The following is a 12,754-nucleotide window of genomic DNA, read 5'->3' as shown; positions in this document are numbered from 1 at the left end:
TCGACAACACGCTGACCGATCCGTCGAGCACCAGCTTCGCGGTGGTGGTGACCGACGCCGACGGCGATCCGGCGCCAGCTGGCAATCTGGTCATCAACATCGTCGACGACGTGCCGACGGCGGTCGCCAACAGCAACAACGTCAACGAAGGCGCGCTGCTGACCGTGACGGCGGCGGCGGGCGTGCTGGCCAACGACGTGGCCGGTGCCGACGGCTTTGCCGCCGGTGGCGGCGTGGTCGGCGTGCGCGCCGCGGGCGCCGACACCACGACGGCGGTGACCACCGGTGCCGGCACCAACATCGCCGGCCTGCATGGCACGCTGCATCTCAACGCCGACGGCTCCTACACCTACCAGTCGACGGCCAACAACATCTCCTCGGCGACGACGGACGTGTTCGTCTACACCATCATGGATGGCGACGGCGACCTGTCGACGACCACGCTCACCATCAACCTGTCGGACAGCGGCCTGGCCGCTTCCAACGATGACCTGACGGTCAACGAGGCGGCACTGCCGATCGGCTCCAACCCGTCGAGCACGGCAGAGACCATTGCCGGCACCGTCGTCGACAATGTGTCGGGCGGCACAGGTCCCTACACCTACGCACTGCTGAGCAGCGCCACCGGCGTGCACGGCACGCTGACCTTCAATGCCAACGGCACCTACAGCTACACGCTGACCTCGCCGGTCGACGGCGCCGATGCCAACAACGGCACCAACACCGTCAACAACGTCGAGACCTTCACCTACCAGGCCACCGACGCCAACGGCAACACCATCACCAACACCATCACCATCGACGTCACCGACGACGTGCCGACATTAGGCGCGTTTATGTCAGGCACAATTCCGAACGAGATTGGGACGGTCAACGGGACGTTTGCATTGGTTCCGGGAGCAGATGGCATCAACCACTTCAACATTACCGGGCCAGCAATCACCGGGGTGAGCTACACCACGACGGTCCAGGCTGACGGAACGACGGTGCTGCTGGCGGAGTCCTCCAGCGGAACTGACATCTATTCGCTGACTGTTCATCCTGACGGCAATTACACATTTTCGCTCATCACTCCGGATGCGGCAACAACGGTAACTCAGACGCTGACGGGATTGTCGCCAGGTGGTCCGACGCCGTTCCTCGAAACTCCGAACGGCCTGATCGAATTCACCGGCAACGGCAACGGCGTCAACTCTTCCACGCAAGGCTTCGGCGTCGACAACCAGTTCATCGACCCCAATGAAAACTTCACCATGGAGTTCCACACCTCGGCGACCGCCGGCAATGACGCGCCGACGCTCAATCCGAATTTCATAGGCAGTCTCAATTTCAATGTGAACAACGGCTCCGGTTCGGTTTCATGGACGGCGACCAATTCCGTCACCAACCAGACTCAGAACGGAACGGCCACGGTGGTGAACGGACATCTCATCATCGACCCGACAATCGACTTCAACCTGATTTCGATAACCGGCAATGCCGATGCAAAAATGAGGTTGGCGGCGGTCGACGTATCTCAAACCATACTGCCATCCGACACCACCTTGCATTTTCAGGTCAATGCGGTCGATGGGGATGGAGACGTCAGTGCAACCCAATCGCTGGACATCCATCAGGTAGCCGCGAGCTCCGGCGGATCCTTCACCCTCTCCGGCTTTGCCGGAACGGTCAACGACGTGATCGCCGGCAGCACGCATACCGATACGATCTCGGGTGGGGCCGGTACCGACATTGTCGACTATACGGGCAGTTTGGCGGCGGTCTCGATTAACCTGGCCGACGACGGTCATGCAAATGCGGCGGCATTTTCGACAAATCCGGCGGATGCGACGATCGGCGGCGGCGATGCCACCGGGGATACCCTCACAGGCATTGAAGGCCTGATCGGCGGTTCGGGCGATGACTATCTGTTCGGAAACGTCGGAGCCAATTACCTGGCGGGCGGACTGGGCAATGACACGCTGAGAGGCGAAGGCGGCGTTGACACTCTTATCGGTGGCGCCGGCAACGACACGCTGGTCGGCGGTGCCGGTAGTGACACGCTCACCGGCGGCACGGGCGCCGACACGTTCAGGCTTGAAAACCTCGATATCAAGGATCTTATCACCGACTTCAATGGCGGCGAGGGCGACAAGATCGACCTGACGTCTCTGTTCGACACCGCACCTGGCGGCGCCAATGTCGGCGACTTCGTAAACTACGATGCGGCGACGGGAACACTCAGCGTCGACGCCAACGGCACCACCGGCGGCGCCAATTTCGTCGATGTCGCGACGCTGCAGAACCTCCCTGCGGCCAATACGATCACGCTGCTCTACGACGATGGCGTGACCCAGCATACGACAACAGCAAACGTGGTTTAACGGCATGGCGCGTGGCCACGCGATCATGTTATACATTGCTAATATCGAGGGGAGTTCATCATGAAACGTTCTGCAAGACTGCTGGTTTCCGCTGCGACGCTGTTGCTGGCAGTCGGGTCGACAGCTTATGCCGCCGACATCATCGAAGGGCCGGTGGCCGACTATTGCCGAACGGTCGGCACGTCGAACCTGGTGCTGAACGACAACATCGTCGATCTCAAGTCCGAGGTGGTGAAGCTGATGGACGAGTCGGTGGCCGTCGCCAACAGCTCGGAATGGATCAACTCTTCGCGCCCCGCCTTCGTCTGGGCATCGGAAGCCAAGGTCGCCTGCGGCATGGCCTATGGCTATCTCAAGACGAACTACAAGGACGAAGACACCCTCAACAAGTGCGAATGCTTCCACGACCGCATGGTCGAGTACATGAACTGACCGGAAGGGATCTGGCCGTGCCGGTTGGCTGACCCGATGGTCGGTGCACGATTGACGAGGGCGATCGCAGGAGCGATCGCATTGACCGGCTTTGGCCAGCTTGCCACGCAAGCCCGCGCGAACTGGCTGGAACGACCTGGCCTGGAAAGACCACAACCATCAGCGTTGACGCGGCAAGCCCGCTGTGAAGCTGCCCCGGAATGGACGCGTGAGACATTCAAGGCATTCGCAACATGCCAGGCATCGCTCTACGGCCTGGAGCCGGTGCTGGCGCACGCGGTGATGGAGATCGAAAGCGATTTCGATCCCGATGTGCACGGCGCCGATGGCGAAGTCGGCTTGATGCAGGTGATGCCGGGAACGGCGCGAATGCTCGGCTTTCGCGGTTCGCTCGACGAGCTTGGCGCGCCTGCAACCAACATCGCGCTCGGCATCAGATACCTGGCGCAGGCAAACAGCCTTGCCGCAGGCGATCTCTGCACCACTGTCATGAAATATCGCGCAGGGCACGGTGAAACCCGGTTCTCCGAACTTTCTGTCCGCTACTGCCGGCGCGCGCGTGCAATCCTGGCGAGGGAAGGCGTCACTGTTGCCGGTCCGCTACCGGTGGCGACGTTCGGCTTTTCCGCGTTCCCGGCAGCAGGAGATGACGGCGCCCCTGCCCAGGGGAAGCGGATTTGCGTGCGCCGGCTGTTCGTGCCCGGGCCGCGATACATGAAATGCGCCGACTATCGAAGCGCCGGTCAAGCCAAGGTGATCAAGGCGCTCCGGGCAAGACTCTTCGACGGTTAGAGCAGTTCATCGTTTCGTGGAAACGGCGAACTGCTCACCTCCTTGTTTTGACGCAATTCCGGACGGAAAACCGCTTCACACTCTTCCTGGAATTGCTCTAAACCACGGTCCGGCAAATACAAAGACGGCGAGGCAAGTCTGCCATAAGATGAATGGGATGAGACCGGAACAAACACCCGGCGGGATATGGGGAGGCATCATGGTATCTGGCTGGCAGGGCCACACTTCGTGGACGTGGGCGATCGCGTTTGCGGTTATGGTGTCAGGCTGCCAGTCGAAAGGCAGCGTCTCGGACGCCCTCGATCCGGCGGCGATCGCCGCACCTGGAGCGCCGGCCGCCGGCGCTGCTCCCAGCCCGGCCCAGGCCACGCAATCGCTCGGCACCGGATCGACGAAGGTCACGATGCTGCTGCCTTTGTCGGCCCCAGGAGCCACCGGCGAAAGCGGCAGAAAGATGCTCGATGCGACCAAGTTAGCGATGGCCGACCTTGGCAACGCACTGCTCACGGTCACGGTCGAGGACACCAAGGGCGACAGCGCGCACGCCAGCGAGTTGGCGGTGAAGGCGATCACCACCGGAACCAAGATCGTCATCGGCCCGGTCGAGCTTGCTGCCGCTCAGCACATAGCCAAGCTGTCGGGATCGCAGCGGCCGCCGGTGCTGGCGCTGGCCGACAATTTCGCCGGCGGTCCAGGCGTCTATGCAGTGCGTCTCAACGAGGCCGACAGTGCGGCCGCGGGCGCTGCCGGCCTGGCGGCCAAAGGCAGCAAGAAGTTCGTGCTGCTCGTCGCGGCCGGCGCGAATGCCGGCGCGGTTGAGAAGCGGGTCGCCAACAGCCTCAGCATCTATGGCGCGACGCTCGCCGTCACCATTCCGTATTCTGCCGGTGACGGCGGCACAAAAGCAGTCAATGACATGGGCTCACTTGTCGAGGCTCCAGATGCCATCGTCATCGCCAGCGGCGACGATAGCCCGTCGCAGATCCTAGCGGCGCTCAAATCGAAAGGCATTCCTGGAAAAGCAGTCGCCGTCGTTGGAACCAACCGCTGGCTGGAGCATCCGATCGAGCCGCTGTTTGAAGGATCCTACATCGCCACGCTCGACCCAAACGAAACCGGTCCAATCGCCGACCGCTTCAAGACGACCTACAATTATCCTGCCGACCCCAATGTCGCCTACGCCTATGATATGGTCGCCCTGACAGCGGGCATTGCAAGTTCCGTCGGGCCCGACGGCTTCAACAAGCAGGTGCTCGAGAATCGGAGCGGATTTCGCGGATCGACCGGCTTGTTCCGGTTTCGGGCGGATGGCTCCAGTGAACGATCCATGCCATTTTATCAGGTTCAAAAAGGTGCGCTCAAACTGGTCGCCAAATCGACGTCGGGGTACTGAGGGGCAAGACGCCTTGGGATCTGCTTGAGCTGATGGGCTGGCTGAGGCGCGATCGCTTGGTGGTGTTGCTCGGGAGCCTGCTGCTTCTGACCGGCGTCTTGTTGATCGTCCGAGCCGCCGATCTGCTTCCCACCGATCGGCCGGTACCAGCGCCACGTCAATCCGTCGACGACAATCAGCCAATGCGACCGGTTGCGACCGTCGCCTATACGCCATGGCGAGGACGGGCACGAAAGATTGCCCAGGACCTTATCGCGCCGCCACAGCTTGACCCGGCGCAAATCGAACGGGGAGAGCCGCGCCCGCCGCTCGGCGACCTTGGCCTGGCTTCGCCTGCAGGGATGCGGATGCCAAAGGATTGGACAGCGGTCCTGCTGTACCAACCGGTTGCCACCTCCTCGGCGACCTTCGAATCCATGGGGCGCACGGTAGCCATCAGCGGGGTCCAGGGCATCGACCTGGACAAGGCCTGTTCGTTTCGCGACGTCGCCTGGCCTTGCGGCCAACGTGCCCGGGCGGCTTTCAATTCCTGGCTGCGCGGTCGGGCACTTAAATGCGTCGTGCCGCCGGAGATCGATCGTTTCGCCATTGCTGCACCGTGCAATCTGGGCAAACAGGATGTCGGTGCCTGGCTTGTTTCCAACGGCTGGGCGACGGCCTTGGCAAGCGGCATCTACGGCAAGGCGGAGGCGGTGGCCAAGGACGCCGAGATGGGCATATTCGGCCCGCCACAATAACCGACAATTCGGTGTCGCTGCCGTTACCAGCGCAGCCTTGCTTTGAAGGCCAGGTTTCGGGCCGATGGTAGGCGATTGCGCCATTACTCAAATTGTATGATTCCTCGAAACTGAATGTGCAGCACCCTGGCCTATGCTAGTCGATCAAGAGGGAGATTGACTAATGATGACACCGATGGCGAATAGCTCGCCGCAGCAATGGAAAGAGGTCGCATGGCTTACCGCCCTGGGATTGGCGGGAATTTTGCTGCTCTCCATTGGCCTCAACTATCTGCTTCTGTTCTCGGAAGCGTTGACGCCGTTCGGCCGCAGCATGGTCACAGCGATCCTGTTGCCGGTCATCATCGGTTGCCCGCTTCTCCTGTTCATTGGCCTGCAGCGGATCGAACTCGGCCACTATCGAAGAGAACTCAACAAGTCGGCGACCTTTGACAGCCTGACAGGCTGCCTGAACCGCACAGTCTTCACGTCGATGGTCGACAGGAGAACAACCAGGCAGGACTCGTCCGGTCCAAGATCTGGCGCCTTCCTGGTCATTCATCCCGAACACATCAGGTCCATCAACCTGCGCTTCGGGCTGGGCTGGGGTGACGAAGCCTTGCGGCTCATAGCCTCGACCATCCAGTCATCGGTGCGCAAGGAGGATCTAGTGGGGCGCATCGGAACGTCCATGTTCGGGGTCTTTCTGCCCGGTGCGACAGAAGACGACGCCAAGGAGATCGGCGAGCGTATCCGGGCGCGCGTGGCGCAAGCCTATTTCGCGCCGAAAGGAACCGAGGATGCCCTGGCCATCAGCGTCGGCGGTGTGGTGTTTGAAACCGAACTGGAATTCGAAGAGATGTTCCGGTCGGCGGAATCGCTGTTATCCGGCGTCGAACACAAGCCTGGATTTCAATTGTCGCATCTGCACCACTAACTCAGAAGCGCCGCCTGCAGGCCGCTTCCGCCGGCGGCCTGCCGCGCGTCAGTCGCGCGATATGGACAGCCCCGCGAGAAGCGGCGCGTACGCGGCGAGCCTGCGGGATACGAACTCGGTGAAGAGCCGCACGCGTTTCGTCTTGCGTGTCTCGCCCTGTGTGAGAAGCCAAACCGTTCCGTACATGTGCAGGTCGGTACCCGGCACCCTCCCCAGTAGGGGGTCGGCATCTCCAACGAAGCATGGCATTGTCGTCATCCCGAGCCCTTGCCGTACGGCAGCGATCTGCGCCTCACCGTCCGTGGTCCTGAATGGAACCCCCGTGGTGCGAACCTCACCCTCGCTGGCCCAGTCCGGGATTCCATGAATGCTTATGACGATCCACCGGATGGGATCAGGCGCGCCCGCACGCCACGCGGCTAGTCGATCCCGGGACATGTAGACGCCGCCGAACAGCTCCGGTCCCTTCATGCCGTGAAGATTGAGCGGCAGGGTTTTGCGGTCGTAGACGACGCGGATCGCTACGTCGGCCTCCCGGTTGGTCAGATTTGCCAGCTCACCGGACGACGAGATTTCCATCTCGATGTCGGGATGCAGACGCGCGAAATCGGCGAAGTCCGGCATCAGCAGATGTGTCGCGAGGGGCGGCGCCAGCGTCACCCGCAGAAGCCCCCGCACGCTCTGGTCGCGCCCGAAGACGCGCGTCTCCAGCTGGTGCGACGACGCTTCCATCTGGTTCGCGAGCTCGAGGACCTCCTCTCCCGCAGCGGTCAGGCGGTAGCCCGAAGGCAGCTTTTCGAACATCTGCGCCCCGAGTCGTTCCTCGAGCTGGGCGATGCGTCGCAGCACGGTCGAGTGGTTCACCCCGAGGCGCTCGGCGGCGGCCCGCACCGAACCTCCGCGAGCGACGGCAAGAAAGTAGCGAACGTCATCCCAGTCGATCATGGTGCAATCCCGCACCGCAAGGTGCGCCTTCCAAAGCCTGTGTCCGACACATTGAACAGCCTCTCGTATGTAGGCGGCGCGGGGCGGTCATCATAGCCCATGCCGACAAGCACGGCCGAATTCCGAACGGCGGACACCGATCGTCAGGACTGGCGTCAGGCGTCCAGCCGGATCGATTTTGCACCACCGATGTGCGCCTTTCCGCACTCAAAGCCTGACCCCGGCAGACTTACTTCCGGGCTCTCGGGGTTCTTCCCCAAAAGCAGAGCCTGAAAGGAAAAGTCATGGGAAAGCTTGATAATAAGATTGCAGTCATCACGGGTGGATCGAGCGGCATGGCGCTGGCGAGCGCCAAGCGGTTCGTGGAAGAAGGCGCCTACGTTTTCATCACGGGCCGGAGGCAGGAGGCGCTCGACGAGGCCATCAGGCTGATTGGCCGGAACGTGACCGGCGTGCGCGGCGATGCGGCCAATCTCGACGACCTCGATCGCCTGTTCGATACAGTTAAGCGGGAAAAGGGCAGGATCGACGTCCTGTATGCGAGCGCCGGCACCGGTGAAGCGGTCCTGCTGGGCGAGATTACCGAGCAGCATTTCGATGCGACCTTCGGCCTGAATACGCGCGGCACGCTGTTTACGGTGCAAAAGGCCTTGCCGCTGTTCAACGATGGCGGGTCGATCTTCATGACCGGATCAGTTGCTTCGATCAAAGGTTTTCCCGGTTACAGCGTGTATGCGGCGAGCAAGGCGGCGTTGCACGCATTCGCACGCGGGTGGCTCAACGAGCTGAAGGGCAGGAATATCCGGGTAAACGTGCTGCACCCGGGGCCTATCGCCACACCGATGCAGGACCAGGTTCTCACAGAGGAGGCGAAGCAGATGTTCGAATCCCTGATCCCGCGGGGAAAGATGGGGCGTCCTGAGGAAATTGCGACGGCCGCGCTGTTTCTTGCTTCAGACGATTCGAGCTTCGTGAATGGGCTGGAGCTGTCTGTCGACGGCGGCTTCTCGGCCATCTGAAAGGCCGGGGAATCAATATCAACACGGATCGGAGAAGTATTATGAGCTATGCGATTGTAGGATTCGGTGCGGTAGGCCAGGCCCTCGCCCGCGCCTTCGCCCGTAAGAACATCAAGGTGTCCGTCGCGAGCCGCCGGCCGCCCGAGGCGTTGGCGCCGCAGGCCCGGGCGATTGGACCCACGGTTGTCGCCAGGTCGCTGCGGGATGCACTCGAGGCCGACACAATCATCCTGGCGGTCCCGTTCGGGGAGCACCGCGAGGTTGCGAAGGCCCTGCCGAACTGGGAAGGCAAGACGGTCATCGACGCGACGAACGCGTTTCCAGTCCCTGAAGAGCTGAACGGTCTCCCGTCCTCCGCCTTCGTCGCGAAGGCGTTCACCGGCGCCAAGCTCGTGAAAGGCTTCAATCACCTGATTGCGGCCACCCTGGCTGCCGATCCGATCGTCGAGGGCGGCCACCGGGTCGTCTTTCTGTCGAGCGACGACGAGGACGCGACCGCTCCCGTGGCGGCCTTGGCCAAACAACTCGGGTTCGCACCCGTCAAGCTGGGAAAGCTCAACGAGGGTGGCGCGCTGGTGCACGCACGCGGCCGCGTTTGGGGCCAGCTCGTCTTCCAGGATTTGTTCAAGAAGGAGCAGTGACCCGTGTACGACCATGTAATTTGGCCCGAGCGGCATGACCCGGGAACGTCGGCTCTCTACGCGCTCAACGACATCGGCGTGAAGGCGCCCCCTGAAGTGGTTTGGAGGCTGCTGGTCGACGCCGAGAATTGGTCGAGCCACTTTCCTACCGAAGATCAGGTCAAGGTTCTGACCGGCGAGCCGAAACTTGCGCTCGGAACTAAGTATTCCCCTGGAATAGTAAGCAACGATCAAAATGGCCACGACCACCAGCAGCCCCGGCAAGGACATTTGCATTGCTGACCGAGCCTCCCGCTTGGCTGCGGATTATGCGGACGCGCGAAGCCGTCCGACGGCTCATCTTTCGGCAGATGGGTATGCCGGACAAGAGCCAAAGGGCGTAGCCTGACGCCCGCACCTGCAGGACACGGCAGGTACTCCCTAAGCTGGGTGGACACCTCGATTTGTTTAGCGCTGGCGATCCTTTCGCAATCCGGCCAACACCTCCTGCAAAGTGCTGACGTTCAATCCGCGGACGTCTACTAAAGAACGCCTCGACCAGAGAAAAAGGTAATCTTACACTACGGTTGCAGCTTGTTTTGCTGCCAAATTTTAAAAACCTGTGTTAATGATGAAATCGCGGGAGCGCTGGGCAACGGGCGGGTCGTTGGAGTTCCGGCACCAAGAGGAGAAGCGGTATGACCATTCAGGTTGTACATCGCGCATTCGGCCCCAAGCAGGTCAGGCAACTCAAGGAAGTTTACGAGCGTGCGAGGGCTGTGGAGGCTAAGTACCCCGAGTCCCACATTGCCAGCAAAGCCGCCAAAAGGCTGATAGCCGCGTTCGAAGCCGTGATCCAGACCGACGGAACAGTTCTGGATGTGCAGTGGCTAAGCGAGGCTGAGCCGCAAGGAAACGCCTGAGACCAGGCCTCTATCCAACGTCCGCGAAGCTTTCGGGTATTGGGCGGCTGATTTCTGTCGACTTCAGCCACGCCGTGCCAGCGGATTCCGCATGCCCTTCCAAATCAAACGTCTCTGAAACCTGGTGTGACCGCGTGTTCGCCGGGCGGAGCGATAGGGGAGCCGTTGGGCGGGCAGTGACTCCGCTATCCTGTCTCCGCGTTTTCCCTGCAGACAGGCCGCGTGAGCCTTGAGCAGACGCCGCCATTCCAATGTCCAGCCTGGCAGATACCCCGTCAACGATGCTTTTGGAAGCCCAACGAAGCTTTTGGAGGTAAGATGTAATGTGTCAGGGATACGAGCGGATACTGCTTCCGCCTAACGGATGAGACCCGGTCGAACATTCGCGGTTGGGAGTGATCTGCTTGGCTGACGGCATGATGTGTCCGAGAGGTCTGGCAAGGTGTCCCATTCCTGCGTCTTCAAGGAATCGCAGCGCCTTGGGGTCAGCTTGGCTACGTCTTTTTGAAGACTTAAAAATTTCTATAAAATTAACCTAAGTTAGAGACTGCTTATAAATACCTCATAGACTGTTCAAGCTGTTCTAGGTGGCGGCAGTCAGGAACTGCTAAGCGCTCCAAGCTGGGGTAATCCAGCCTGAAGCTTTCAAGTGGGCTGGGGTTATCAAAGTTCAATCCAAAAGAATGACGGAGCTCTAGCTCTATTGACCGCCACAAGGCAGATCGCGTTGGGGAAAGGCGGGTACTAGTATGGGTTCAACGGTAGGATTGCACAATTACACTTCAACAAACCAGACAGGAGTTCCGGCGAGCGGAACGGAAAATGTCCACGAAGGTAGGCAATGCCTCCTCATCCTGGACGGAAGGGCTCTAGACCGCGAGTGTCTCGCGTCGGCTCTGGAGGACCACGAACTCGGCATGGCGGTCTTCGCCCTGGGTTCGATCGAAGAATGGCGGGTGAAGAAGGGGGGGGCCCCTCCCCTCGCTGCCATACTTTTCAACCTCGGCGGCCGGAAGGTCACCGATCATGGCATCGCGGACGAGATCAGGCATATCTCATCCGAGTTCAAATCAGTCCCAGTGGTTATCCTGGCCGACACCGAGGATCTTGCACAGATACTGACGGCGCTCGAATGCGGCGCTCGCGGCTACATTCCGACTTCGGTCGGGATTGACGTGTGTGTCGAGGCGATCAACCTTGCGGCAGCGGGAGGCATCTTCGTCCCGGCGAGCAGTGTCCTTTCGATGCGGCACCTGATAGATTCAGGCAACTGTGATACGCGGCCTTTGACGGGCATGTTCACGCTCAGGCAGGCTGAGGTCGCCCAGGCGCTCCGACGCGGCAAGGCGAACAAGATCATCGCCTACGAACTGAACCTGCGCGAAAGCACCGTGAAGGTCCACATCCGAAACATCATGAAGAAACTGAAGGCGACCAACCGGACGGAAGTCGCCTACAAGGTCAACGATCTCTTCGCAGAAGGAACTCTGGCTGGAGAGTGACCGCGAGCAACTAGACGGCCCGCCTTGGTGAATCCTGGCGGGCCGCGTTTTCAGCTTTGAAGTTTTCAGCTTTGAAGATTCAGTTATATCCGTGCATGAATGGCATCCGGGGTCTCGAGCACGCGGAAGGCGAATATCTCGTCCTCGCGCCGTTTTGGCTCGCCTGGGACGTCAACGAAGCTTGTCTGACAAGCTGATCAGGACACAGTCGCAAAGGTCCGCGGGACCTGAGCAAGGCGCCTTGCCACCGCGAAATCCGCCGATCAATCTGCAACGGCAACAGGCGCGGAGAAGGTATATCCGCTCACCCATTTAATCGCTTCCTCGATCGTATCGAAGTTTTTGTGCTGACCACTCAGCAGCCCGAAGCCTGTCTCAAGGAACCATTTGCCTTTCGTGCAATAGGCCGCTTCGTCGATCTGGGTAAGGACGGCGACCAACTGGTCGGATTTCCACACCAGAACACCGGATTCTCCACCCTCGACCGTTCCGATCCGGGCTTCGCTGAGCGAAAATCCACGAGCAATTTCTTCTTTGCCCACGTTGATGCTTCCCCAACTTCAAATGGATATGAAAATCCGTCGGCCTTGAATGGCTGGCCGCTTCTGGAAGTGTCTTTTTTGAGCGGAACGTCGCCCGAGGGCGACAGAGGAATTTGTTAGCAGATCGCCCGGCAAGTTCAATGGCCCTTAGCGCGATTTGTTCGTTGATCCACCGTTAGTTTTTTCGCGCGGGAATTCGTGAAAAACTGCTAGAGAATTTTGGCTTTTCGGAGCGTGAACGCCTCGGCGAAATGCTCGGGTGCCCGGCATTCCATCCCGCATAACCTTGCAAGCCCAGCGAATGTCGCGCGGTCGAACCAGTCCTTGGAGCGCTGCGTTCCGAAGTGCTTGTGGAGGAGTTCGATCTTGCGTTCCAGCACGTCTGCCGTGAGCGGCACGTAAGCGTTGGGCTGGCAAAGGTCGCCATCCCATTTCGGGATCTCGTATTCGAGCACCAGATGAATGGCACCGGCTCTCCCGCAGCTGGCCGCAATGCGAGGCCATCAAGGCGGCAGTCGCCCTGGACGGCATTGGCGGACCGGATCTGAAACCCGAGATCGAAGCTCGTGT

General features: G+C 60.6%; 13 protein-coding genes and 1 pseudogene. 11 read left to right on the top strand and 3 right to left on the bottom strand.

Features of this window, described 5'->3' with window-relative positions; translation table 11 throughout:
* The 6 genes from ACWTU9_RS32475 to ACWTU9_RS32450 form a co-directional block, all read left to right on the top strand.
* The coding region (locus tag ACWTU9_RS32475; protein ID WP_455861886.1) for a beta strand repeat-containing protein at window positions 1-2,363 on the top strand (2,363 nt) is incomplete at its 5' end.
* 60 nt (window positions 2,364-2,423) lie between these two features.
* Entirely contained in the window at window positions 2,424-2,795 is a 372-nt protein-coding gene (locus ACWTU9_RS32470; protein WP_455861885.1) for a hypothetical protein, read from the top strand.
* A gap of 81 nt (window positions 2,796-2,876) precedes the next feature.
* Window positions 2,877-3,587, top strand: coding sequence for a lytic transglycosylase domain-containing protein (locus ACWTU9_RS32465; RefSeq protein ID WP_455861884.1), 711 nt, complete (start codon window positions 2,877-2,879; stop codon window positions 3,585-3,587).
* A gap of 199 nt (window positions 3,588-3,786) precedes the next feature.
* Window positions 3,787-4,980: an ABC transporter substrate-binding protein gene (locus tag ACWTU9_RS32460; RefSeq protein ID WP_455861883.1), complete on the top strand. Its 1,194-nt coding sequence runs from the start codon at window positions 3,787-3,789 to the stop codon at window positions 4,978-4,980.
* Between the two features lie 59 nt (window positions 4,981-5,039).
* The gene (locus tag ACWTU9_RS32455; protein WP_455861887.1) at window positions 5,040-5,717 is read left to right on the top strand and encodes a thermonuclease family protein; all 678 of its coding nucleotides are present in this window, start codon (window positions 5,040-5,042) and stop codon (window positions 5,715-5,717) included.
* A 163-nt stretch (window positions 5,718-5,880) separates the two neighbouring features.
* Entirely contained in the window at window positions 5,881-6,633 is a 753-nt protein-coding gene (locus ACWTU9_RS32450) for a GGDEF domain-containing protein (RefSeq protein WP_455861882.1), read from the top strand.
* A gap of 48 nt (window positions 6,634-6,681) precedes the next feature.
* On the opposite strand, the gene ACWTU9_RS32445 is transcribed toward ACWTU9_RS32450, so the two are convergent.
* Window positions 6,682-7,578, bottom strand: coding sequence for a LysR family transcriptional regulator (locus ACWTU9_RS32445; RefSeq protein WP_455861881.1), 897 nt, complete (start codon window positions 7,576-7,578; stop codon window positions 6,682-6,684).
* Window positions 7,579-7,862: 284 nt separating this feature from the next.
* Here ACWTU9_RS32445 and ACWTU9_RS32440 point away from each other — a divergent pair, with 284 nt between their 5' ends.
* The 5 genes from ACWTU9_RS32440 (at window position 7,863) to ACWTU9_RS32420 (ending at window position 11,642) form a co-directional block, all read left to right on the top strand.
* A complete protein-coding gene (locus tag ACWTU9_RS32440; protein ID WP_455861880.1) occupies window positions 7,863-8,597 on the top strand; it encodes an SDR family NAD(P)-dependent oxidoreductase in 735 nt (244 codons plus the stop codon).
* 41 nt (window positions 8,598-8,638) lie between these two features.
* Entirely contained in the window at window positions 8,639-9,238 is a 600-nt protein-coding gene (locus ACWTU9_RS32435; protein ID WP_455861879.1) for an NADPH-dependent F420 reductase, read from the top strand.
* Window positions 9,239-9,241: 3 nt separating this feature from the next.
* Window positions 9,242-9,520, top strand: a complete 279-nt coding sequence (locus ACWTU9_RS32430) for an SRPBCC family protein (RefSeq protein WP_454590300.1) — start codon at window positions 9,242-9,244, stop codon at window positions 9,518-9,520.
* A gap of 395 nt (window positions 9,521-9,915) precedes the next feature.
* The gene (locus ACWTU9_RS32425; RefSeq protein WP_454590299.1) at window positions 9,916-10,140 is read left to right on the top strand and encodes a hypothetical protein; all 225 of its coding nucleotides are present in this window, start codon (window positions 9,916-9,918) and stop codon (window positions 10,138-10,140) included.
* A gap of 749 nt (window positions 10,141-10,889) precedes the next feature.
* Window positions 10,890-11,642, top strand: a complete 753-nt coding sequence (locus tag ACWTU9_RS32420; protein ID WP_455861878.1) for a LuxR C-terminal-related transcriptional regulator — start codon at window positions 10,890-10,892, stop codon at window positions 11,640-11,642.
* 263 nt (window positions 11,643-11,905) lie between these two features.
* On the opposite strand, the gene ACWTU9_RS32415 is transcribed toward ACWTU9_RS32420, so the two are convergent.
* Together ACWTU9_RS32415 and ACWTU9_RS32410 are read right to left on the bottom strand one after the other, a co-directional pair.
* Window positions 11,906-12,184, bottom strand: a complete 279-nt coding sequence (locus tag ACWTU9_RS32415; RefSeq protein ID WP_455861877.1) for a hypothetical protein — start codon at window positions 12,182-12,184, stop codon at window positions 11,906-11,908.
* Window positions 12,185-12,393: 209 nt separating this feature from the next.
* A pseudogene (locus ACWTU9_RS32410) lies at window positions 12,394-12,642 on the bottom strand (PIG-L family deacetylase); the annotation flags it as partial.
* Between the last annotated feature and the right edge of the window lie 112 nt (window positions 12,643-12,754).

The sequence above is a fragment of the Mesorhizobium sp. 128a genome (assembly GCF_053848025.1).
This window is presented reverse-complemented; position numbering and strand designations above follow the sequence as displayed.

Coding starts and splice junctions, on each gene's coding strand:
- ACWTU9_RS32420 (WP_455861878.1), top strand. CDS start 10,890: ATGGGTTCAACGGTAGGATTGCACAATTACACTTCAACAAACCAGACA.
- ACWTU9_RS32460 (WP_455861883.1), top strand. CDS start 3,787: ATGGTATCTGGCTGGCAGGGCCACACTTCGTGGACGTGGGCGATCGCG.
- ACWTU9_RS32440 (WP_455861880.1), top strand. CDS start 7,863: ATGGGAAAGCTTGATAATAAGATTGCAGTCATCACGGGTGGATCGAGC.
- ACWTU9_RS32435 (WP_455861879.1), top strand. CDS start 8,639: ATGAGCTATGCGATTGTAGGATTCGGTGCGGTAGGCCAGGCCCTCGCC.
- ACWTU9_RS32470 (WP_455861885.1), top strand. CDS start 2,424: ATGAAACGTTCTGCAAGACTGCTGGTTTCCGCTGCGACGCTGTTGCTG.
- ACWTU9_RS32425 (WP_454590299.1), top strand. CDS start 9,916: ATGACCATTCAGGTTGTACATCGCGCATTCGGCCCCAAGCAGGTCAGG.
- ACWTU9_RS32450 (WP_455861882.1), top strand. CDS start 5,881: ATGATGACACCGATGGCGAATAGCTCGCCGCAGCAATGGAAAGAGGTC.
- ACWTU9_RS32445 (WP_455861881.1), bottom strand. CDS start 7,578: ATGATCGACTGGGATGACGTTCGCTACTTTCTTGCCGTCGCTCGCGGA.